This is a genomic window from Kosakonia sp. H7A, assembly GCF_003028445.1.
GTDB classification, from domain to species: Bacteria; Pseudomonadota; Gammaproteobacteria; order Enterobacterales; family Enterobacteriaceae; genus Kosakonia; species Kosakonia radicincitans.
Genome location: NZ_PYTZ01000007.1, coordinates 99,755 through 121,796 on the forward strand (window position 1 = coordinate 99,755; position 22,042 = coordinate 121,796).

The window sequence follows — 22,042 nt, forward strand, 5'->3', positions numbered from 1 at the left end:
GGTTTTCGCGACTCAGTAACCCATATTTTTCTTTTTCTCCAGCTCCTCTTTTGCCGTATCCGGCAGATAGAGCGTGGATTTGGTGATGGTCAGCTTCGGCGGCAGGGTGCCGTCTTTTTTGAATTTCTCTAACGCGTCGAACGCCGGGCCAGCCATGTTCGGCGTCAGTTCGACGCTGGCGTTGGCTTCGCCGTCAATCATTGCTTTATAGATATCCGGCACGCCGTCGATGGAGCCGGTCAGGATATCTTTGCCCGGTTTCAGGCCCGCTTCTTTGATCGCCTGAATCGCACCAATCACCATGTCATCGTTATGGGCGTAAACCATGCAGATGTTTTTGCCGTTGTTTTCCGCCTTGATGAAGCTCTCCATCACCTCTTTACCCTTACTGCGAGTAAAGTCGCCGGATTGCGAACGGATGATCTTAATGTTGGGGGCTGTAGAAATCGCTTCGGCAAACCCTTTCTTACGATCGATCGCCACGCTGGCACCGACGGTGCCTTGCAGTTCGACGACGTTACACGGTTTGCCAGCCACGGTTTTCACCAGCCATTCGCCAATCAGCTTGCCTTCAAGAATGTTGTTGGCGGTGACGGTGGTCATATAGAGCGATTTATCTTTAACATCGATGGAGCGATCGAGCAGGAACACCGGAATTTTGGCGTCTTTCGCTTCTTTCAGTACCGGCTCCCAGCCCGTTGCCACCACTGGTGCAATAAAGATCGCGTCCACGCCCTGAGCGATAAACGAACGTACGGCTTTGATCTGGTTTTCCTGTTTTTGCTGACCGTCGGCGATTTTCAACGTAATGCCGCGTTTGCTGGCTTCGCTTTTCGCGACGTTGGTTTCAGCGGCTCGCCAGCCGGATTCTGATCCGACCTGCGAAAATCCTACGGTTAAAGGGGCGGCCATCGCCATAGACGACATGGCTGCCGAAACTGCTGTGACAAGAAGTAAGCGCTTCCACATAAGAGCATCCTCGTAGGGTTATTGTTGGCTACAACTTCACCTGCGAGGAAAACTATAGACAAACCGCGATGTAACAGAATGCGTTACATCACAAATCGGAAAAGTGAATGAATTGTTGATTGCCAGTTGAGATCTGGCGCGCGAAATGACGCACTCTTATGTACCCTAAATCCGCTCTTGATCTTACGGAAATTTAACTGTTGCAATGAGGTGAAAAATTACGCTGTAATCGCTTCCACAAAATTATTCAGTATGCTGCTATTGTTATGGATAAAACGGTCATAAAAAGGGAATGCGAAACGCTCTGAAAATGTGTGCGTAAGTTAAAACAGGCCAAGACATTCACCGCCAGTTGGCTATAATACCCGGCACTTGTTTGCCACACATTTTAAAGGAAACAAACATGAGCTTATTGAACGTCCCGGCGGGTAAAGATCTGCCAGAAGATATCTACGTGGTTATCGAAATCCCGGCCAACGCTGACCCGATCAAATACGAAGTTGACAAAGAAAGCGGCGCGCTGTTCGTTGACCGTTTCATGTCCACCGCGATGTTCTATCCGTGCAACTACGGTTACATCAACCACACCCTCTCCCTGGATGGTGACCCGGTTGACGTGCTGGTGCCGACGCCGTACCCGCTGGAGCCAGGCTCTGTGATCCGCTGCCGTCCGGTTGGCGTACTGAAAATGACCGACGAATCCGGCGAAGATGCGAAACTGGTTGCTGTTCCGCACACCAAACTGAGCAAAGAGTACGATCACATTAAAGATGTGAACGACCTGCCGGAACTGCTGAAAGCGCAGATCACCCACTTCTTCGAGCACTACAAAGATCTCGAAAAAGGCAAATGGGTGAAAGTGGACGGCTGGGACAACGCTGAAGCCGCGAAAGCGGAAATCGTTGCTTCCTTCGAACGCGCTGCCAAAAAATAATACGGTTTAATAAAAAAGCCCCGGTACGCATTATGCGCCCGGGGCTTTTTTTATGGCTGCGCATCGATGAAATGCCTTATCCGGCCTGCACTGTGCAACGATCTGTATTAAGCGTTGGTCGGGTGCCAGCAGACGAAAAATTCCTGTGGCCCACAAAAAGAAAAACCGCGCCCTGTGGCGCGGCTCTCTATGACTGATTACTTCTGGTACTGTTCCCTGTCAAGCCAGTTACCGCTTTCAATCAAGGTTCTTCCCTCAACCGAACGCTGGTACACATACATCCAGGCGCTGCCATAAGGCGTCTGGATCAGTTGACGTTTGTATTCGCCCCCTGCGGTACGTAAAGCATCCAGCTCACCGAGCGTTGCCGCATCGATGCGATAAACTTCGCCCTTCACGTTTCCTTCGCCCGGAACAGCCCCCGGGTAATGCCCCAGACTATACAGCTGATGATTTTCGACACAAAAGTCCCCCAGCCACTGAGCGTTGGTCATCCAGTGGCTGTTGCCCTGCTTGCGTCGTAAACTGCCGTAGACAAATATTCGCATTGCTAAAACTCAAACTGATAGAGCAAATCTAGTGCCTGATCTACGCCAGACACCGCTTCAAGATACAGCTTAGGCATCAGGCGATAACGTAACGTGAGAGTCGCCAGTGAGTCAAAAATTCCTACACCATATTTGACCTGTAGACCCGGCAGAACATAGCCGCTGACCACCACCTGGGAGGAGTCGCCTACCCCCTGAGTATCCAGCGCCAGATTGCTGACGCCAAATGTCTCGCCGATTTTACCCACAACCTGACCACTTTGTGCAACCCCTAAGCCAATCAGCATAGAAGTCATTGCCGCGCTGTCGCTCTGCTCGCTATCCAGACCCTGCCCGCGCAGCAGATAAGAGAGCGCCTCCTGCTGTGACATCGCCGGATCGGAGAAGATCTCGGCTTTTGGTTCATCGGCCGTACCGGTGACGCGAACCCCGGCGATAACATCGTTTTCGGTTGAGTCCGGATTACGGATCGCCTCAATGTTCAGCAACAGTTGATCCGGCGGACCGGAAAACAGCAGTTCGCCTTTGCGCACAATCAGATCCTGGCCATACGCATGGAAACGCCCTTCAGGGATATTAATTTGCCCGTTCAGCCCCAGACCTTGCTTATCCTGCGCCACTTTCAGGTCGCCGGTCAGCCGCGCTTTCAGGCCGAAAGCATCCAGCCGCACGTTATTGCCGACGTGGACAGTCAGATTGCTGTTGATCGGAATCGACGCGCTCTTTGGCTGCTCCGGTTGCAGATCGTTGTTGAGCATCACTTCATCGCTGGAGACGCCCACAGCGCTTTCCGGCAGATCGTGCACCACAATGCGCGCCCACGGCACATCGACATTTCCGTCGAGCGTAAACAGGCTTGGCGTGGCTTCAAATACCACATCCGGCGAGACATCCAGCCGCACCATCGGCGGCACAGTAATGCGTACTTTACTGCCTTTCGCCGCCACGCGCGCGCGCCAGTTATCCAGTTGCCGCCAGTCAGCATCCCCACTGAGGTTGATCTGCCCCTGCCCGGTACGCACCACGCCCTGCAACGTCGAACTCATGCCGTTGAAATTGATCGCCAACTGGCTGGGCTGCATGTCAAATGGCATAAAATTGCCCTCCACATCCAGCCCATTCAGCCCCAGTTGCCCGAACAATTGCGGGCTTTGTGCATTCCCCGCCAGCCGCAGGTTGGCATTCAGCGTCCCTGCCGCTTTCTCGCCGCGGCTAAAGATGGCGTTGGCCATCGCCAGCGAGAAGTTACGGATATTCACATTGCCGCCCAGATTACGTCGGCCCTGCGGATCGGTAATCTGTAGCTGACCATCAAACTGACCGTTGTTCGTCAGGTGAATCAACCAGCCGAGATCGGCACGATTGTTATGGAGCTGCGCATTCAGGTTCAGGGTATCGAACGCCACCGGCAGCGGCGCGCCATTCACCTCCTGGGTGACCTTCACGCCGCGCCCGGAAAGCGTCACCTCGCCCTGCGGCAGGCCCGCTTTGGTAGTGTCCCAGCTCACATCCGCCTTACCACTGAATACGCCGCTGGCCTGCGTGGTATCCGGCATAAACGGTTTCAGCATCGCCAGATCGAAGCGGTTCAGATTCACTACCGCCCGCCCTTCCGCACCTGCATCAATGGTCTGCGGCACGCACAGTTCGGCGTTGGGGTTCAGCCAACAGTGCGGGCCGATAGCGATTTTCTGTTCCAGATTACGGTAATCAAGGGTGATTGGCCGGTTGATCGACCATGGACCAACTGGCGTGGTAAAGCGGGTATCGCTCAGCGTCCCTTTCCAGCGCTGCTGCTGGCGATCGAAGCTTCCGGCCAGATTCAACTGCCCGGAAACCGGCTCGCCCTGCACGCGCAACTGCAACTTGTGCTGCTTTTCGTTGCCGTCGGCATTCAGCGTCACCAGGCTGAGGTTCACGCCCGGTTGGGCGATACGCTCAATGCGTGCGTTGAGTTTCCCGGCGATCTGATCGCTGGACGTAACATCTCCTTCAACGCGAACGCGGGCGACAGACAGCTCCTGCCAGCGCAGTGCATTGGCGGTAATGTCCACCAGCGCCTGCGGTGCATCGACCGTACCGCGCACTTTCACCACGCCTTTCGCCGTTCCACCGAGGCCCGGCAACGCATTATTCAGACCCGGCGCATCAATGTTAGCGTCGAGGTTCAAATCCTTAACCCCCAGCTCGCCTTTGATATCGGCGCTGTTTTTCCCCAGCGCCAGATGCAGGCCCGGGATCGTCCACTGCAAATAGCTGTTGCCCTTCAGTTGCCCGTCAACGCTCACTTTGTTTTGCTTCACGTTGCCGCTGAGCTTCAGCTCCGGCACATCCATCTGCCAGCTACCGCCGTACAGGCTGCCGCGGGTTTTGATCAGGCCATTCAGTTTTGACGGCCACTCGGGGAAGGCTTTTGCCGTATCAATACCGTTAAGCGTCAGTTCGCCGCGCCAGCTGATCGCCTGCTGCCAGTCGAGCAGCGCTTTCAGCTCGGTTTTCCCCTCCAGCGCGGCGACGGTCAACTTATCAAGGCTGATCTGCTGCGCGTTACCTTTACCGTCCAGCGTGATGGTTGCCGGGGGAATATCCTGTCCTTTCACCGCCGTACGGAACGACAGTGCGTAATCGGTCATTTTGCCGGAAAAGGTCAGTCTGGTATCGTCCGCCTGGAACTGTTTTGTCCCGGTAAACGGCCAGTAAAGTTGCTGGCTCGTCAACTCAAGGTTGAGCGGCAATCCCGCTTCGGCAAGCTGCGTTTGCGCCCGTAAAACCATATCAACCGGGCCGGAGAGATTCACGCCAACCTCAAGCTGCTTACGCATTTCGCCGCCGACTTTCAGCTTCACCTTCTCGCCCTTCAGCGGATCGATATTGAGCGTGCTGTTGAGGGTGATATCCACCGGCCAGTTATCATGCAGTTGCGCGCTGCCGGTGGCGTTGACCGTACCCTGACTGGAGTCGATATCCAGCGCATCAAGCTTCATCTGTCCGTCGATGCTGCTGACTTTCAACAGCAGGCTGCTGACCAGAAGATCGGTGTCGCCGGTCAGACGCAACTGTTCGCCGCGGAACTCCTCAATATTGAGGTTCAACGGCAGGTGCACATCGGTCATTTCCGGCAGCAGCGGTTTGTCAAACAGCGCTTTCAGCGTTTCGCCCAGCGGTTTTTCCTGCGGCTGCGGGTTCTGGATCTTCGGCTCCACCACCTCTTTTTGCGCGACATCGGCCACTTTCGGCAGCGCAATTAGCAACCCTTTCAGCGAGGTCGGCGTTAGCGTCAGGTTCTTTTCTTGCCAGTGCAGCCCGGTGCTGAAATCCATCACCGATACCGTGGTGTCATCGATTTTGATGTTTACATTGTTCAGCGCCACCCGGCTTAAGGTAATCGGATAGGGCGTGGAGAGATTCAGCGGCCCGCTCTCCTCTTCCTTTACGGGCGCGCTCTGCGGCATCTGTTTGCTGTCGATGGCGACGTTAATCTCTTTCAGCGACAGATCGTTGACGCACAGGCTGCTGTTACGCAGGCAACCCAGTTTGACCGCAAGGTGGATTTCCCCGGCATTAACTGCCACGCCAGGCTGCGTGTAGCGCAGGTTTCTCAGCGTCAGATCGCGCCAGCCGCCGGTAACCTGGCCGATTTCCAGCCCCGGCACCCAGCGGTTCGCTGCGTTAAACAGCAGATGCAGCCCGCTGGTAGTACCCACCAGAAAGGCCACGGTTGCCAGCAGCAGCAGGATAAACACCAGTACGCCGAGGCTGATTTTCTTCCATAAACTCATAATTCTGGCCCCAGACCGATGTAAAACTGTAATCCGTGTTCATCTTTGTCGCCGACCGGCACGGCGAAATCGAGCTTGATAGGCCCAACTGGCGATTCCCAGCGCACGCCAACACCGGTCCCGGTTTTAAAATCGCTGCGCCGGATGTCGCTGACCGCTTCGCCGCTGTCAACGAATACGGCGCCCCACCATTTCCCGGTCACGTTGTACTGGTACTCCAGCGAACCGGTCGCCAACTTGGATGCTCCAATCAGCTTGCCGTCATCATCTCTCGGCGCGATGGATTTGTATTTGTAACCGCGAATACTGCGATCGCCCCCGGCGAAGAAGCGCAGATCCGGCGGTACGCGGTTGAAATCACCGGTTTCGATCCAGCCGAGATTGCCGCGCGCCACAAAGCGGTGGCGATCGTAAAGCGTGCGGATCCAGACGTTTTGCGCCTGCAACACGAGGAAATCGACATCCGATCCCCAGGCGGTGTTGGAGTAATCGACCGAGTAGCGTTGCGAGTCGCCCCAGGTCGGCATCAGGCCGCCGCGCGAGCGGGTCCGGCTGATCATCACGCCGGGATAGAGCAGCATGGTGGTGTTGGTGACGCTGGCCTGCGTAAAGTGGTCGAGGCTCCAGCGCAGGTTAATCGCCCGCTGCCAGCCGCTGGAGAGATCCCAATAGCGCGACAGCGCAAGCGTGGTGGAATCCGCTTCAGTATCATTCAGATCGGTACGTTTAAAGCCGCCCTGCACCAGATAATATTGTTCCAGCGGGTTTTTCAGCAGCGGCATTTTATAGCTGAAATCAAGTTGCTGTTCAGGCGCTGAGACGCTCATGCTGGTGGTCAGGCTGTGACCGTAAGAGTTCATCCACGGCTTTTTCCACGTCGCTTTAACCCGCGGCCCTACATCGGTAGAGTAACCAACCCCCGTTTCGATGGTGTTTTCCGTACGTGGTGACACCACGCCTTTCAGCGGCAGCACTTTGGTCTTACGCGCTTTATCAAATTCCGGAGCAACCACAACAGAGTTAAACCAGCCGGTGGCGGACAAACGACGGTTCAGCTCCGCCAGATCCTGGGTCTGGTAGTAATCCCCTTCATGAAACGGGACGAGGTTTTGCAGATATTCATCGCGAATTTGCGAACCTTCAAAGGTCACCGCGCCAAAGCGGTAACGCTGGCCGCTGTCGTAGTCGATATCCCAGAAGGCCTGGTGGCGATCGAGCGCGACGCCAAGCTGGCTTTTAATGAACTGGCTGTCAAAGTAGCCTTTGCGCAGCGCCACACTGGTGAGGGATTTTTTGAAATTGTCGTAATCGTTATGGTGCAGCACAGTGCCAATAGCGGGACGCTTTTTGAGCAGCGCCAGGTAATCGCGGTCGTCACGTGCGCCGCCGCGCAGGATCACATTGGTGCCGCCAATCAACACCGGTTCGCCCGCAGAGACGCGGGCAATCAATACCTGGCGCCCTTTTGCTGGCGGCGGCCGCAGTTCGAAATCAATGGTAGGTTCGTAGTAGCCTAAGGCTTTCAACCCTTCGCGGATAGCATCATCAACACGTGCCTGAAAACGCCGATCCGGCGTCACTTCATCACTCTGGATAGTGGACAACTGAGCGCGCACGTTTTTTTGCAGTTCGCCCGTTAATCCCTCCAGTTGTAATCGTACATTCGCGGCAAAAGCCGTTTCACTCGCCAGCAACAAACCGGTAAAACATAAAAGACGGATCTTTGGCACGTTCTCTCCTGAATATCCTTGTTCCCACCTCTGGAAGGAAACGTAAGCGCAACTCCGCGCTGAGCCTGGTAGGCTTTTATGCAGAACACAGGCTGATAAAAACCCGCTAATGCAGGTTGAAAAACGGACGGCTAGCCCAAAATTTCTTATGTTTAAATCTAGCCTGATTTGTGATGTTTATTGTGTTAAAACACACGCCGCAACACAACCCTAACCGCAATTACTCTCGCCGGGAGGTATCACCGTGAGCTTTTTCAATAAAAAAGACCTTGTTTCTCAGTCAGATGCATTGCCCGGACGCAATACACCCATGCCAGTCGCCAGTTTACACGCTGTTAACGAGCATTCAATGAGCCATGTTCCGGAAGGTATGGAGATTGCGCTGTTTGCTATGGGCTGTTTCTGGGGCGTAGAGCGCCTGTTCTGGCAGTTACCGGGCGTCTACAGCACCGCTGCGGGTTACACCGGCGGCTATACGCCAAACCCGACCTACCGTGAAGTGTGCACCGGACAGACCGGCCATGCCGAAGCTGTGCGCGTGGTATACGACCCGAAAGTGGTGAGCTACGAGCAGCTGTTGCAGGTGTTCTGGGAAAACCACGATCCGGCACAGGGAATGCGTCAGGGTAACGATCTCGGCACCCAGTACCGCTCCGCGATCTACCCGCTGACGCCAGAGCAAAACGCCGCCGCGCGCGACAGCCTTGAACGCTTCCAGGCGGCCATGCGCAGCGCCGGAGATGCGCGAACCGTCACCACGGAGATCAAATCCGCAACGCCGTTCTACTACGCGGAAGATGAGCACCAACAGTATCTGTATAAAAACCCGCATGGATACTGCGGTATCGGTGGGATTGGGGTTTGTTTACCGCCGCAGCTTAACCCGTAAAACCATAAGGGAATTCTCAGGCAATTCGGCGAAAATTAAGCCTCTGGCAGCTTGCGACAGGCTTACGCTATACTACCCCTCGAAATTGCCGGCTCACCGCTTCGGGCCGGCTTTCATTGTGTTTACCACATGGATATTCAAAACCCCTTCCGAGGATCCGGTTAACAGCTGGATAAATTATGTTAAACAGCATCTTAGTCATACTCTGTCTGATCGCGGTAAGTGCGTTTTTCTCGTTGTCAGAGATTTCACTCGCCGCATCGCGAAAAATTAAGCTCAAACTGCTTGCCGATGAAGGCAACATCAACGCGCAACGCATTCTGAAAATGCAGGAAACGCCCGGCACCTTCTTTACGGTGGTGCAAATTGGCCTTAACGCCGTCGCCATTCTTGGCGGTATCGTCGGCGATGCGGCCTTCTCGCCCGTTTTTCACAGCATGTTGATCAACGTGGTTTCCCCGGAGCTGGCCGAACAGCTCAGCTTTATTATCTCCTTCTCGCTGGTGACCGGGCTGTTTATCCTGTTCGCCGACCTGACACCGAAACGCATCGGTATGATTGCGCCCGAAGCCGTGGCTTTGCGTATCATCAACCCGATGCGCTTCTGCTTGTTCGTTTTCCGCCCGCTGGTCTGGTTCTTCAACGGCCTGGCCAACGTCATCTTCCGCATTTTCAAACTGCCGATGGCGCGCAAAGACGACATCACCTCCGACGATATTTATGCCGTTGTGGAAGCCGGTGCTTTAGCCGGGGTGCTGCGTAAACAGGAACATGAACTGATTGAGAACGTGTTTGAGCTGGAGTCACGCACCGTGCCGTCGTCAATGACTTCACGCGAGAACGTGATTTGGTTCGATCTGCATGAAGATGAGCAGAGCCTGAAAAACAAAGTCTCCGAACATCCGCATTCTAAATTTCTGGTCTGTAATGGTGATATCGACCATATTGTCGGCTATGTCGATTCCAAAGATTTGCTCAACCGCGTGCTGGCGAATCAAAGCATGGCGCTCAACAGCGGCGTGCAGATCCGCAACACGCTGATCGTGCCGGACACCTTAACCCTGTCGGAAGCGCTGGAAAGTTTCAAAACCGCCGGTGAGGACTTCGCGGTGATCATGAACGAATACGCGCTGGTGGTCGGGGTTATCACCCTTAATGACGTGATGACCACGCTGATGGGCGATCTGATCGGCCAGGGGCTGGAAGAGATGATTGTCGCCCGTGATGAAAACTCATGGCTGATAGATGGCGGCACGCCGATTGATGACGTGATGCGCGTGCTGGATATCGATGAATTCCCGCAGTCCGGCAACTATGAAACCATCGGCGGTTTTATGATGTTTATGCTGCGTAAGATCCCGAAGCGCACCGATGCGGTGAAATTCTCCGGCTACAAGTTTGAGGTGGTGGATATCGATAACTATCGCATCGATCAGCTGCTGGTTACCCGTATCGACACTCGCGCGGCGGTGCTGACACCGAAGCTACCCGACGCGGAAGATAAAGGCGCGGCATAATCGCCTGCAGAAATATCAACGGCCCCTGTGGGGCCGTTTTTTTTAGTACTTAAACTACTGCATAGCACAACGGGTTGGTTAAGCCATCTCAGTTTGCAGACGCATAACCTGACGGTTGACTTCGGACATCACAGACAGATGCTGTTTGTCCTTCACTTTCGGGATAAGGATCTTACCCTTATCGAACTCGAAAGCGCCAACGTCCTTGATATACAACCGTCCACGGAACAGGATTTTTACGTACTTAGCCACCTGAAGTGGGTTGTAACGCTGGAAAATTTTCATTCTTGTTTCTCCTGTAAAGCATTACGCCCTTGCGGTACCACAATCGGACCAGCGTTGATGAGCGCAAATTTTAATGCTCAATGACTATAGTTCAGAACCTCACTCATACATAGTGTGAATAACTTTATTTACCTTTTGATGACAATTATTCAGAATATTCTTTTCAGTCCCTTAATCTGCGCAGTATAAAGCCACTTTTTTTCACAGATATGTGCGTCCGCCCGCAAACTGGCATCCTGCTTGCGGGAAAAACATATCGATCGCACTTATGATTAAAACCGTAATTCAAGTGGTCGGATCACCTGCATAACGATAAGGAAACACCATGACCCTACGTTCTATCCTGGCAGCGACATGCCTGTTACTGCCGCTGATGGCTTCAGCCCATAACTTCGAAACCAATCAGCGCGTGCCGCCTGTGGGCATTGCCGACAGAGGGGAGTTGATTCTTGATAATGACAAGTTTAGCTATAAAAACTGGAACAGCGCCCAGCTTCCAAGCAAAGTGCGGGTTGTACAGCATATTGCTGGTCGCACCTCCGCTAAAGAGAAGAATGCCGGGCTGATTGAAGCGATCAAAGCCGCAAATCTGCCCCATGACCGCTATCAAACCACCACCATCGTCAACACCGATGATGCCATTCCGGGCAGCGCTATGTTTGTGCGCAGCAGCATTGAGAGCAACAAGAAGCTCTATCCTTGGTCGCAATTTATTGTCGATAGCGAAGGCGTGACGCGCAAAGCGTGGCAACTGGACGAAGAGAGTTCTGCGATTATCGTGCTGGATAAAGAAGGCCGCGTGCAGTTTGCTAAAGACGGTGGGTTGAGCCAGCAAGAAGTGCAGCAGGTGATCGACCTGCTGCACAAGTTACTCAGTAAATAGAGACCCGAAAGCCGGGGTTGAGGAAGGATTCACGCGGGGTGTAATCCAGTGCACGCCCCTGCCAGTCGTGAACATGCGCCCCGGCGGCTACCGCAACAGCATGCCCTGCCGCCGTATCCCAGACGCTGGTTGGCCCGAAACGCGGATAGAGCTGCGCTTTCCCCTCCGCAACCAGGCAGAACTTCAGCGATGAACCAATCGCCGTAGTTTGATGTTCGCCTAACTGCTGCAAATACTCTTTCAGTTCATCGTCGGCATGGGAGCGGCTCACTACGACCAGCGGCGGACGCGCATCGCGCACCTGAATCTGCTGGTGATGCCCCGCTTCTTCCTTCCACGCTTTTCCTTCAGCGGCAGAGTACATCACTTTCAGTACCGGCGCGTAGACCACGCCCAGCACCGGTTTTCCCTTTTCAATCAAGGCGATATTGACAGTGAACTCGCCGTTACGTTTGATAAACTCTTTGGTGCCGTCCAGCGGATCCACCAGCCAGTAGCGTCCCCATGTCTGGCGGATTTCCCACGCGGGTGGATCCTCTTCCGAGAGCACCGGAATATCCGGTGTCAGCGCCTGCAAACCGCGCACAATCACGCCATGGGCCGCAATATCTGCGGCGGTTACCGGGGAATCATCGACCTTGCTGGTGACCTCCATCGGTTTGTGACCATCATATACCTGCATAATGGCGTCACCCGCTTCCCGCGCGAGTTGGCAAATTGCATCTAACATATCCACCTCTTATCTGTTCAGTGGTTTGTAACTCGTTGTTTTACTTATATCGCATTGCACCGGAATCCGCCATCTGTGATAGCGATTGCGTTTTCTTTGCTCACTTTTATGGCAGTATTCACAGTTCTGTAAGCAACAAAATGTACATAACAATTTCTTTTGTGGCTTAGATCGAAAAAGGATGCCTCTGATGATTAAGTTTAGTGCAACGCTTCTGGCGACGCTGATTGCGGCCAGCGTGCAGGCAGCAACGGTGGATTTACGTATTCTGGAAACCACTGATTTGCATAGCAACATGATGGATTTTGATTACTACAAAGATACCGCGACGGAAAAATTCGGACTGGTGCGCACTGCCAGCCTGATCAACGCCGCGCGGGGCGAGGTCAAAAACAGCGTGCTGGTGGATAACGGCGACTTAATCCAGGGTAGCCCGTTGGGCGACTATATGGCGGCAAAGGGGATTAAAGCGGGAGAAATTCATCCGGTCTATAAGGCGATGAATACCCTTGATTACGCCGTGGGTAACCTCGGCAACCATGAATTCAACTACGGCCTTGATTACCTGCACAAAGCGCTGGCGGGGGCGAAATTCCCTTATGTGAATGCCAATATTATTGATGCAAAAAGCAAAAAACCGCTGTTCACGCCTTACCTGATTAAAGAGACCGCCGTGCAGGATAAAGAGGGCCAAACCCACACGTTGCGCATCGGTTATATCGGCTTTGTGCCACCACAAATCATGGTGTGGGATAAAGCCAACCTTAACGGCAAAGTGACGGTCAATGACATCACCGAAACCGCGCGTCACTACGTGCCGGAAATGCGTGCCAAAGGTGCCGATCTGGTGGTCGTGGTGGCGCACTCCGGGCTGTCGGCGGAGCCGTACCAGGCGATGGCGGAAAACTCCGTTTATTACCTGAGTGAAGTGCCGGGCGTCGATGCCATTCTGTTTGGTCACGCTCACGCCGTCTTCCCGGGTAAAGATTTTGCCGCCATCAAAGGCGCGGATATCAGCAAAGGCACGTTGAACGGTATTCCGTCGGTGATGCCAGGCATGTGGGGCGACCATCTCGGCGTGGTCGATCTGGTGCTGAACAACGATTCCGGCAAATGGCAGGTGACGCAATCCAAAGCCGAAGCGCGCCCGATCTACGACGCGGCGGCGAAAAAAGCCCTCGTTGGCGAAGACAGCAAACTGGTCGCGATCCTCAAACACGATCACGATGCCACGCGTCATTTTGTGGGAAAGGCGATTGGTCAATCGGCCGACAACATGTACAGCTACCTGTCGCTGGTGCAGGACGATCCGACCGTACAGGTGGTGAATAACGCGCAAAAAGCCTACGTGGAGCACTTTATTCAGGGCGATCCGGATCTGGCAAAACTGCCAGTGCTCTCTGCCGCCGCGCCGTTTAAAGCGGGCGGGCGTAAAAACGATCCGGCCAGTTTTGTTGAGGTGGAAAAAGGTCAGCTCACGTTCCGTAACGCCGCCGATCTCTACCTCTACCCCAACACGCTGGTGGTGGTAAAAGCGACCGGTAAAGAGGTGAAAGAGTGGCTGGAGTGCTCTGCCGGGCAGTTCAATCAAATCGATCCCAACAGCGATAAGCCGCAAAGCCTGATTAACTGGGACGGTTTCCGCACCTATAACTTCGATGTTATCGACGGCGTGAAATATCAGATCGATGTGACACAGCCTGCGCGTTACGACGGCGAATGCCAGAGCATAAACCCGCAGGCGGAACGCATTAAGGATCTGACGTTTAACGGCAAACCTATCGATCCGAACGCGGTTTTCCTCGTCGCCACCAATAATTACCGCGCCTATGGCGGTAAGTTTGCCGGAACGGGCGACAGCCATATCGCGTTTGCTTCGCCGGATGAAAACCGCGCCGTGCTGGCAAAGTGGATCAGCGATGAAACGAAGCGCGTCGGGGAAATCCATCCCGCCGCCGATAACAACTGGCAACTGGCACCGGTTCACGCAAGCCACAAGCTGGATATTCGTTTTGAAACCGCGCCAACGGAGAAAGCCGCCGCGTTTATTAAACAGAACGCGCGTTATCCGATGCAAAAAGTGGGGAACGACGACATCGGCTTTGCGATTTATAGCATCGATTTAAACAAGTCGTGATTAACCCAATCCGGGAGACCAGGCTTTTGTCGGCCTGATAAGCACAGCGCCATCCGGCATCTTCCCGGTGGCGCTAACGCTTACCGGACTTACGCCACCTGTTTCGCATGATGCGCCAGCACCTGCGGAATATTCAGTTCTATCCAGTCCGCCAACGCGGCAACCTTCTCGCTGACCTCTTCGCCAAGCGGGGTCAGACTATACTCCACATGCGGCGGTACAACCGGGTATGCGACGCGGTTAATAAAACCATCCTGCTCCAGCCATTGCAGGCTTTGCGCCAGCATCTTTTCACTGACGCCGCCCATCTTGCGGCGCAGATCGCTAAAACGGTGCGTGCCATCGCGCAGCGCCACGAGGATCAACACGCCCCAGCGGCTGGTTACATGTTTGAGGACATCCCGCGACGGACACTGCTCGGCGAACAAATTGCCGTCGCGTACCAGTTCACTCAGGGTCCGGGGGGCAGAAGCTGTTTTCATACTTACCTTTTTGTACGTACTTACTAAAAGTTAGTGTGGATGATAGCTTACCACAACACTCACTAAACACGTAAGGAGAACACCATGATCGCACTTACCGGCGCGACCGGCCAACTGGGCCAGTTTGTGGTAGAAGAGCTGCTGAAAACCGTCGCGGCAAAACAGATTGTCGCCATTGTCCGTAACCCGGCGAAAGCCGAAGCGTTGAGCAAACAGGGTGTACTGGTACGTCAGGCCGACTACGGCGACCAGGCCGCGCTAACGCAGGCGCTGGCAGGCGTCGATAAACTGCTGCTGATCTCCAGTAGCGAAGTGGGCCAGCGTGCCGCGCAGCACCGCAATGTGATCAACGCCGCTAAAGCCGCCGGGGTGAAATTTATCGCCTACACCAGCCTGCTGCATGCGGATAAATCCCCGCTCGGCTTGCACGTCGAACATGTTGAAACCGAGAAAATGCTCGCTGAATCAGGCATTCCGTATGCACTGCTGCGCAACGGCTGGTACAGCGAAAACTACCTTGCCAGCGCACCGGCTGCACTGGCGCACGGCGTCTTTATCGGTGCCGCAGGCGACGGCAAAATCGCTTCGGCGACCCGCGCGGATTATGCTGCCGCTGCGGCTCGTGTGATCAGCGAAGAGGGTCATGCCGGGAAAGTTTATGAACTGGCGGGCGACAATGGCTGGACGCTGAGTGAACTGGCTGCCCTGTTAAGCAAAGCCAGCGGCAAAAACATCGTCTACCAGAATCTGAGCGAGGCAGATTTCGCCGCCGCGCTGAAAGGTGCAGGCCTGCCGGACGTGTTTGCTAATCTGCTGGCGGATTCCGATGCCGGAGCCGCAAAAGGCGGTCTGTTTGACGACAGCAAAACGCTCAGCAAGCTGATTGGCCGCCCGACCACACCGATCGCTGACAGCGTTAACGCCCTGGCGTAACGGTTAAATATTGGTTAATTTTTGTAGCTTGCCGCCAGGTCATCCTGAATAATGCAACAATGACCCGCGTGGAGATGCATTGTGGAAGGCGTACCAGAGCAGTTTAACGATGAGCGAGATCGCGCACGCTTTCGCCACCTGGCGAAGGTGCCGGGCGTTGAGCTGTACCACGCGCATATCTCCCGGTACGCATTCGAACCCCACACCCATGAAGCGTTTGGCATTGGCGCCATTGAAGCCGGTGCCGAACGCTTCCGCTATCGCGGCACGCAGTATGTCGCTCCGGCCAATTCCGTGGTCACCATGAACCCCGACGAGCTGCACACCGGCGAAGCCGCAGCCGACGACGGCTGGCGTTATCGCATGGTCTATCTCGATCCGCAGTTGCTCGAAGAGGTGACCGGCGTCCGCCACTGGTGGTTCAGCGAGGTAATGCGTCACGATCCGCTGCGCACCAGGCAGATCTGCACACAGATCCATGGCCTGTGGCACACCGACGATCCACTGGCGCAGCAAAGCATTTTGCTGGATCTGATCGATACTTTTCGCCCGCTAGCGCATCACGCGCCGCAGCGCCCGGAAGGCGCACACCGTTTTGAACGCGTGCGCGACTATCTGCACGACAACTATATGCACAGCCTGACGCTGGACGAGCTGGCAAGCGTTGCCGCGCTTAGCCCGTACCATTTTCAGCGCCAGTTCAAGGCCCACTTCCACGTTACGCCGCATCAGATGCTGATGGCGATCCGCCTGTGGCGGGCAAAAGCATTTCTCACCCAGGGCATGCCCGCTGCGGATGTCGCCGCCATGACCGGGCTGACGGATCAATCGCATCTGACACGCGCCTTTACCCACCGCTACGGCATCACTCCGGTGCGTTACCAGAAGCAAGTCGCCCGCCGTTAATGCGCAATCTCATACAATATTCCGCACCCTCGCTTCCCTACACTGGCGACAGCCAATGTAAACGTGGATGGAATGATGATTAGTGGTGTGTTGTATGCCCTGCTTGCCGGGCTGCTGTGGGGATTAATTTTCGTTGGGCCGCTGATTGTGCCGGATTATCCGGCGGTACTGCAATCCACCGGCCGTTATCTGGCACTGGGTCTGATCGCCCTGCCGCTGGCGTGGCTTGGGCGCGTACGTCTGCGCCAGTTAACGCGCAGCGACTGGATGACTGCGCTGGCGCTGACGATGATGGGCAACCTGATTTATTACGTCTGCCTGGCGAGCGCCATCCAGCGCACTGGTGCTCCGGTATCGACCATGATCATCGCCACCCTGCCGGTGGTGATTCCGGTGTGCGCCAACCTGCTTTACAGCCAGCGGGACGGCAAACTCTCCTGGCGTCGGCTGGCACCCGCGCTCGCCTGCATCGCGATCGGCCTGTTGTGCGTCAATATCGCCGAGCTGCGCCATGGCCTGCCGGATTTCACCTGGCGTCGTTACGGTACGGGGATCGCGCTGGCATTTACCTCGGTAGGCTGCTGGGCGTGGTATGCCCTGCGTAACGCCCGCTGGTTGCGGGAGAATCCGGATAAAAATCCGATGATGTGGGCGACGGCGCAGGCGCTGGTCACGTTGCCCGTCTCGCTGGTCGGTTATCTCGCCGCCTGTCTGTGGCTCGGCGTGCAGCAGCCCGATTTTTCCCTGCCGTTCGGCCCGCATCCACTGGTGTTTATCGTGCTGATGTTTGCCATTGCCGTGCTCTGCTCGTGGGTGGGCGCGCTATGCTGGAATATTGCCTGCCAGCGTCTGCCAACGGTAATTGTCGGCCCGCTGATTGTTTTCGAAACGCTGGCCGGGCTGCTGTATACCTTCCTGCTGCGCCAGAGCATCCCGCCGCTGCTCACCTTTTGCGGCATTGTGCTGCTGGTGTGTGGCGTGGTGATGGCAGTGCTGTCAAAACCGCAAAAAGCGAGCGTCATTCCGGTACAACAGGAATAAAAAAACCCGGCATTATGCGCCGGGTTTGGTCAGTCTGAAGCGAGGATTTAGAAGGTTTCCCAGTTCGCTTCGCTAAAGCTCTCTGCGGCTTTCGCCTGCGGTTTGCTGCCCGGTTTTACCAGCGCAGGCGTGCGTACGCTGCGGCTGCGGTTGACTTTAAATACCGCTACTGTTTCCGTCAGGCGTGCAGCCTGCTCTTCCAGCGCGGCGGCAGCGGCGGCAGACTCTTCCACCAGCGAGGCGTTCTGCTGAGTAACGCGATCCATCTCAGCAACGGCCTGACCCACCTGGTCAATACCGCGGCTCTGCTCATCCGAAGCCGATGAGATTTCACCCATGATATCCGTCACGCGGGTAACCGCGCTGACGATCTCTTTCATCGTTTCTCCGGCTTCATGTACCAGCGCAGCGCCTGCATCGACGCGGCTGCCGGAATCTTCGATCAGCCCTTTGATCTCTTTCGCCGCCTGCGCGCTGCGCTGTGCCAGCGTACGAACTTCACCAGCAACGACGGCGAAACCGCGGCCTTGCTCACCGGCACGGGCGGCTTCAACCGCCGCGTTCAGCGCCAGGATATTGGTCTGGAAGGCGATGCCGTCGATCACGTTGGTGATTTGCGCGATTTTGCTGGAGCTGGTGGCAATTTCATCCATCGTACGCACCACACCATCCACAACCTGGCCACCTTTTTTCGCCGTACTTGAGGCGTTCAACGCCAGTTGTGTCGCCTGACGGGCGTTGTCGGCGTTCTGTTTCACCGTTGCCGTCAGTTGCTCCATACTGGCCGCAGTCTCTTCCAGCGAAGCGGCTTGCTGCTCGGTACGGGAAGAGAGATCGTTGCTACCGGCAGAGATTTCGCCCGCGCCGGTATAAATGGTATCGGCGCCATCGCGAACCACGCTGACGGTTTTCACCAGCGACTGCTGCATCTCGTGCACGTTTTGCGCCAGCAACGCCATCTCGTTTTTGCCTTCGGCATCGATCGCGTGCGTCAAATCACCTGCCGCAATGTGGCGGATATGTCCCATCACTTCATGCAGTGGTTTCAGCAGTACACGCTGCATCGCCATCCAGCTGATGATGATCACCGCCAGAACAACGACCATGACGACGCCCAGAATCCACAGGATGCGCTGGTAATCGCTCTCGTTTTCGATCACGCCCTGGTTCGCCAGTACAGCCTGAGCATCACGCCATGCGCGGTAGCTTTTCTGCATAGCAACCTGTTTCGCTTCAGCGTTCTGGCGGAACATATCTTCCAGCTTACCCGCCAACAGAAGGCGATTCATTTCCGTCAGCGTCGCATGGTAAATGCCGTACTGTTTTTCCAGGTCGCTGGAGAGATTTTCATCCAGCCCCGGCGTGTCCGGCATCGCTTTGTATTTTTCAAAATGCTTTTGTGCCTGATTCAGCAAGTCGGTCGCGGTGTTGGCCAGTTCGCTCAGTTGCCCGCCATTGATCTGGCTGGCGGTACTGCTCTGTAAACGCAGCATGCCGCGGTTTAACGTGACGCGCGCCTGGTTGAGGCTGATCCAGGCATCAGTGAATTCAGAAACGTTCTGGCTGGAAACCTGAGAAACGTTAAAGTTGTTTTTGTCATTATTCAGCGCGCTGACAAACACGCCGGCAGAGATAATCTGCATCGCACCCAGTACGAGCAACACCATAATTAATAAGGTAATAACTTTAATACGCTTGAACATCGTAGGCCTTTATTTGATACAGGGAATGGTCTGAGTCTCTGTATCGGCAGCGTTACGTAGTTGTTTAATCTCGGTACAAAACTCTATCTAAAATTTTTCAATAAAATTACCTGCATTCAACATGTTAAACACGAAAGATTTTTTGTGACGGATATCACTGTTTTTCGCGCAATAAAGGCATAAGCCGATTTGTCCCCACCCCGAAAGGGGTATATCATCAGCTTAAAGATGCATTTAAAATACACCTTATAATTTCACGATGAGGTAACTGCTATGGCTTTCCGCGACCAACCCCTGGGTGAGCTGGCGCTCTCAATCCCCCGCGCCTCCGCACTGTTCCGTCAATATGATATGGACTACTGCTGCGGCGGTAAGCAGACGCTCGGCCGCTCTGCGGCGCGCAAAGAGCTGGATATTGATGTGATTGAAGCCGAACTGGCAAAACTGGCCGAACAGCCCATCGAGAAAGACTGGCGCGTTGCCACACTTTCGGAAATCATCGACCACATTATCGTGCGTTACCATAATCGCCACCGTGAACAACTGCCGGAGCTGATTTTGCAGGCCACCAAAGTAGAGCGCGTGCATGCTGATAAACCGAATGTCCCGCGCGGGTTAACCAAATATTTGACGATGCTGCACCAGGAGCTTTCCAGCCATATGATGAAAGAGGAGCAGATCCTGTTCCCGATGATCAAGCAGGGCATGGGTTCGCAGGCCATGGGGCCGATCACGGTGATGGAGAGTGAACACGATGAAGCCGGTGAATTGCTGGAAGTGATTAAGCACATCACCAACAACGTCACGCCGCCGCCGGAAGCCTGTACCACCTGGAAAGCCATGTATAACGGCATCAATCTGTTAATTGACGATCTGATGGAACACATCAGTCTGGAAAACAATAACCTGTTTCCGCGTGCCCTCGCAGGCGAATAATAAAAGGCGCCCAAAAGAGCGCCCTTGATTCATGGAAGTTTAGAGCCGCTTTGCGGCTCTTTTTTTATGGCTGACGGTCAGCCAGACGTTTTTTACCGGCATAGAGCCAGCCCGCGCCCAGCACAATAAACCACAGCGGCGTGACGATCAGCGCTTCACGGGTATCCGCTTCCAGCGTCAGCAGCACCAGTACGAAAGCAAAGAAGGCCATGCACACCCAGCACATCAATTTGCCCAGCGGCATTTTGTAGCTCGATTTTTCGTGCAGATGCGGACGCTGTTTACGGTAAACCAGGTACGAGCAGAGAATGATCGTCCAGACAAACATAAACAGAATGGCCGATACGGTAGTGATCATGGTGAACGCGGCAATCGCGCTCGGGTTCACGTAGAGCATCACCACGCCGCCCAGCAGGCAGATACAGGAGAAGGTCAGCCCTTTTGCCGGCACCGCGCGTTTAGAGAGTGTCGCGAACGCCTTTGGCGCCATCTTCTCTTGCGCAAGACCAAACAGCATACGGCTGGTTGAGAAGACACCACTGTTCGCCGACGACGCGGCAGAAGTCAGCACTACAAAGTTGATGATGCTCGCAGCCGCCGGAATACCGACCAGCATAAACAGTTCCACAAACGGGCTTTTATCCGGGACGACCGAGCTCCACGGCGTTACCGACATAATGACGATCAGCGCAAAGACATAGAACATGATAATGCGCAGCGGAATGGAGTTAATCGCCCGCGGCAGGGATTTCTCCGGATCTTTTGTTTCTGCCGCCGTTGTGCCAACCAGTTCGATCCCTACAAAGGCGAAGACTGCAATCTGGAAACCGGCGAAGAAACCGCTGATGCCTTTCGGGAACCAGCCGCCGTCATTCCACAGGTGCGCGAACGAGGCTTCAACGCCCGTCGGCGATTTGAAGTGCATCAGCACCATCACCACGCCCACAATAATCAGCGCAACAATGGCAACGATTTTGATCATCGCAAACCAGAATTCCATCTCGCCGAACATTTTTACCGTCGCGAGATTGAGGCTCAGCAGCAGCAATACTACCGCCAGCGCAGCGACCCAGTCGGCAATGCCCGGAAACCAGAATTGCGCGTAGGCAGTGATCGCTACTACGTCCGCCATCCCGGTCACCACCCAGCAGAACCAGTAGGTCCAGCCGGTAAAGTACCCCGCCCACGGTCCCAGCAGATCGGCGGCGAAGTCGCTAAATGATTTATATTCGAGGTTCGACAGCAGCAACTCACCCATTGCGCGCATCACGAAAAACAGCATAAAGCCGATGATCATATAAACAAAAATGATCGACGGACCTGCGAGGCTGATGGTTTTGCCGGAGCCCATAAACAGCCCGGTGCCGATAGCGCCGCCGATCGCAATAAGCTGTATATGCCGGTTTGTGAGATTTCGCCGTAGCGACTGTTCAGCCGGAGCCTGTTCGTCGGCTGCGACTTTAACCTGATCTACCATGTTTTAATCCTGTCTGTGTTGTTGGGCTCTTCTGGCCTTTTATTGCGTGTTCCGTCCTTTATGGACGCATCGATATTAGGTAAGAATCGGCGGGATGGATACTCTGAATTAAATCGAATGTTAAATATTTGTTGAAAGTGAGTGTCATATCACTTAGTTAATG

At 54.8% G+C, this 22,042-nt stretch carries 18 protein-coding genes; 9 read left to right on the forward strand and 9 right to left on the reverse strand.

Features of this window, described 5'->3' with window-relative positions; translation table 11 throughout:
- Positions 1-12: 12 nt before the first annotated feature.
- Complete coding sequence (ytfQ, locus tag CWM66_RS20625) at positions 13-969, reverse strand: galactofuranose ABC transporter substrate-binding protein YtfQ (RefSeq protein ID WP_035887016.1); 957 nt, start codon at positions 967-969, stop codon at positions 13-15.
- A 403-nt stretch (positions 970-1,372) separates the two neighbouring features.
- Here ytfQ and ppa point away from each other — a divergent pair, with 403 nt between their 5' ends.
- Entirely contained in the window at positions 1,373-1,903 is a 531-nt protein-coding gene (ppa, locus tag CWM66_RS20635; RefSeq protein WP_023478348.1) for an inorganic diphosphatase, read from the forward strand.
- Positions 1,904-2,100: 197 nt separating this feature from the next.
- On the opposite strand, the gene CWM66_RS20640 is transcribed toward ppa, so the two are convergent.
- The 3 genes from CWM66_RS20640 to tamA are packed head-to-tail and all read right to left on the reverse strand — an operon-like array spanning position 2,101 to position 7,960.
- Entirely contained in the window at positions 2,101-2,451 is a 351-nt protein-coding gene (locus CWM66_RS20640) for a gamma-glutamylcyclotransferase (protein ID WP_035887013.1), read from the reverse strand.
- A gap of 2 nt (positions 2,452-2,453) precedes the next feature.
- On the reverse strand, positions 2,454-6,230 hold the full coding sequence (tamB, locus tag CWM66_RS20645; protein WP_107147179.1) for an autotransporter assembly complex protein TamB: 3,777 nt from the start codon (positions 6,228-6,230) through the stop codon (positions 2,454-2,456).
- Complete coding sequence (tamA, locus tag CWM66_RS20650; RefSeq protein ID WP_007372787.1) at positions 6,227-7,960, reverse strand: autotransporter assembly complex protein TamA; 1,734 nt, start codon at positions 7,958-7,960, stop codon at positions 6,227-6,229. The genes tamB and tamA overlap by 4 nt, the downstream gene beginning before the upstream one ends.
- Positions 7,961-8,204: 244 nt before the next feature.
- Here tamA and msrA point away from each other — a divergent pair, with 244 nt between their 5' ends.
- Together msrA and CWM66_RS20660 are read left to right on the forward strand one after the other, a co-directional pair.
- Positions 8,205-8,849 (forward strand): peptide-methionine (S)-S-oxide reductase MsrA, encoded by a 645-nt coding sequence (gene msrA, locus CWM66_RS20655; RefSeq protein ID WP_107147180.1) that lies wholly within the window; start codon positions 8,205-8,207, stop codon positions 8,847-8,849.
- 179 nt (positions 8,850-9,028) lie between these two features.
- Positions 9,029-10,366 carry a hemolysin family protein gene (locus CWM66_RS20660; protein WP_007372785.1) on the forward strand — a complete coding sequence of 446 codons (1,338 nt, stop codon included), beginning with the start codon at positions 9,029-9,031 and terminating at the stop codon, positions 10,364-10,366.
- Positions 10,367-10,444: 78 nt separating this feature from the next.
- Here CWM66_RS20660 and CWM66_RS20665 read toward each other — a convergent pair whose 3' ends face one another.
- The gene (locus tag CWM66_RS20665) at positions 10,445-10,651 is read right to left on the reverse strand and encodes a DUF1107 domain-containing protein (RefSeq protein ID WP_003856054.1); all 207 of its coding nucleotides are present in this window, start codon (positions 10,649-10,651) and stop codon (positions 10,445-10,447) included.
- 325 nt (positions 10,652-10,976) lie between these two features.
- On the opposite strand from CWM66_RS20665, the gene CWM66_RS20670 reads away from it, so the two are divergent.
- Positions 10,977-11,534, forward strand: coding sequence for a YtfJ family protein (locus CWM66_RS20670; protein ID WP_107147181.1), 558 nt, complete (start codon positions 10,977-10,979; stop codon positions 11,532-11,534).
- Here CWM66_RS20670 and cysQ read toward each other — a convergent pair.
- Positions 11,524-12,264 (reverse strand): 3'(2'),5'-bisphosphate nucleotidase CysQ, encoded by a 741-nt coding sequence (gene cysQ, locus CWM66_RS20675; protein ID WP_007372783.1) that lies wholly within the window; start codon positions 12,262-12,264, stop codon positions 11,524-11,526. The two genes, CWM66_RS20670 and cysQ, sit on opposite strands and share 11 nt — an antisense overlap.
- A gap of 190 nt (positions 12,265-12,454) precedes the next feature.
- On the opposite strand from cysQ, the gene CWM66_RS20680 reads away from it, so the two are divergent.
- Positions 12,455-14,401 carry a bifunctional 2',3'-cyclic-nucleotide 2'-phosphodiesterase/3'-nucleotidase gene (locus CWM66_RS20680; protein ID WP_107147182.1) on the forward strand — a complete coding sequence of 649 codons (1,947 nt, stop codon included), beginning with the start codon at positions 12,455-12,457 and terminating at the stop codon, positions 14,399-14,401.
- Positions 14,402-14,490: 89 nt separating this feature from the next.
- Here the strand turns inward: CWM66_RS20680 and CWM66_RS20685 are convergent, their stop codons facing one another.
- Positions 14,491-14,883, reverse strand: a complete 393-nt coding sequence (locus CWM66_RS20685; protein ID WP_007372781.1) for a helix-turn-helix domain-containing protein — start codon at positions 14,881-14,883, stop codon at positions 14,491-14,493.
- Between the two features lie 84 nt (positions 14,884-14,967).
- Between CWM66_RS20685 and CWM66_RS20690 the strand changes: the two genes are divergently transcribed.
- The 3 genes from CWM66_RS20690 to CWM66_RS20700 all read left to right on the forward strand — a co-directional run bounded on the left by CWM66_RS20690 (position 14,968) and on the right by CWM66_RS20700 (position 17,763).
- Positions 14,968-15,816 carry an SDR family oxidoreductase gene (locus CWM66_RS20690; protein WP_007372780.1) on the forward strand — a complete coding sequence of 283 codons (849 nt, stop codon included), beginning with the start codon at positions 14,968-14,970 and terminating at the stop codon, positions 15,814-15,816.
- A gap of 81 nt (positions 15,817-15,897) precedes the next feature.
- Positions 15,898-16,722 carry an AraC family transcriptional regulator gene (locus tag CWM66_RS20695; RefSeq protein WP_090398367.1) on the forward strand — a complete coding sequence of 275 codons (825 nt, stop codon included), beginning with the start codon at positions 15,898-15,900 and terminating at the stop codon, positions 16,720-16,722.
- A gap of 75 nt (positions 16,723-16,797) precedes the next feature.
- Entirely contained in the window at positions 16,798-17,763 is a 966-nt protein-coding gene (locus CWM66_RS20700) for a DMT family transporter (RefSeq protein ID WP_071920090.1), read from the forward strand.
- 47 nt (positions 17,764-17,810) lie between these two features.
- Here the strand turns inward: CWM66_RS20700 and CWM66_RS20705 are convergent, their stop codons facing one another.
- A complete protein-coding gene (locus CWM66_RS20705; RefSeq protein WP_035886991.1) occupies positions 17,811-19,466 on the reverse strand; it encodes a methyl-accepting chemotaxis protein in 1,656 nt (551 codons plus the stop codon).
- Positions 19,467-19,739: 273 nt separating this feature from the next.
- On the opposite strand from CWM66_RS20705, the gene ytfE reads away from it, so the two are divergent.
- A complete protein-coding gene (gene ytfE / locus CWM66_RS20710) occupies positions 19,740-20,402 on the forward strand; it encodes an iron-sulfur cluster repair protein YtfE (protein WP_071920088.1) in 663 nt (220 codons plus the stop codon).
- Between the two features lie 64 nt (positions 20,403-20,466).
- Here the strand turns inward: ytfE and cycA are convergent, their stop codons facing one another.
- Positions 20,467-21,879: a D-serine/D-alanine/glycine transporter gene (cycA, locus tag CWM66_RS20715; RefSeq protein WP_035886987.1), complete on the reverse strand. Its 1,413-nt coding sequence runs from the start codon at positions 21,877-21,879 to the stop codon at positions 20,467-20,469.
- Between the last annotated feature and the right edge of the window lie 163 nt (positions 21,880-22,042).

Coding starts and splice junctions, on each gene's coding strand:
- ppa (WP_023478348.1), top strand. CDS start 1,373: ATGAGCTTATTGAACGTCCCGGCGGGTAAAGATCTGCCAGAAGATATC.
- CWM66_RS20660 (WP_007372785.1), top strand. CDS start 9,029: ATGTTAAACAGCATCTTAGTCATACTCTGTCTGATCGCGGTAAGTGCG.
- cysQ (WP_007372783.1), bottom strand. CDS start 12,264: ATGTTAGATGCAATTTGCCAACTCGCGCGGGAAGCGGGTGACGCCATT.
- CWM66_RS20700 (WP_071920090.1), top strand. CDS start 16,798: ATGATTAGTGGTGTGTTGTATGCCCTGCTTGCCGGGCTGCTGTGGGGA.
- CWM66_RS20665 (WP_003856054.1), bottom strand. CDS start 10,651: ATGAAAATTTTCCAGCGTTACAACCCACTTCAGGTGGCTAAGTACGTA.
- CWM66_RS20690 (WP_007372780.1), top strand. CDS start 14,968: ATGATCGCACTTACCGGCGCGACCGGCCAACTGGGCCAGTTTGTGGTA.
- CWM66_RS20680 (WP_107147182.1), top strand. CDS start 12,455: ATGATTAAGTTTAGTGCAACGCTTCTGGCGACGCTGATTGCGGCCAGC.
- cycA (WP_035886987.1), bottom strand. CDS start 21,879: ATGGTAGATCAGGTTAAAGTCGCAGCCGACGAACAGGCTCCGGCTGAA.
- CWM66_RS20670 (WP_107147181.1), top strand. CDS start 10,977: ATGACCCTACGTTCTATCCTGGCAGCGACATGCCTGTTACTGCCGCTG.
- tamB (WP_107147179.1), bottom strand. CDS start 6,230: ATGAGTTTATGGAAGAAAATCAGCCTCGGCGTACTGGTGTTTATCCTG.
- CWM66_RS20705 (WP_035886991.1), bottom strand. CDS start 19,466: ATGTTCAAGCGTATTAAAGTTATTACCTTATTAATTATGGTGTTGCTC.
- CWM66_RS20640 (WP_035887013.1), bottom strand. CDS start 2,451: ATGCGAATATTTGTCTACGGCAGTTTACGACGCAAGCAGGGCAACAGC.
- ytfE (WP_071920088.1), top strand. CDS start 19,740: ATGGCTTTCCGCGACCAACCCCTGGGTGAGCTGGCGCTCTCAATCCCC.
- CWM66_RS20685 (WP_007372781.1), bottom strand. CDS start 14,883: ATGAAAACAGCTTCTGCCCCCCGGACCCTGAGTGAACTGGTACGCGAC.
- ytfQ (WP_035887016.1), bottom strand. CDS start 969: ATGTGGAAGCGCTTACTTCTTGTCACAGCAGTTTCGGCAGCCATGTCG.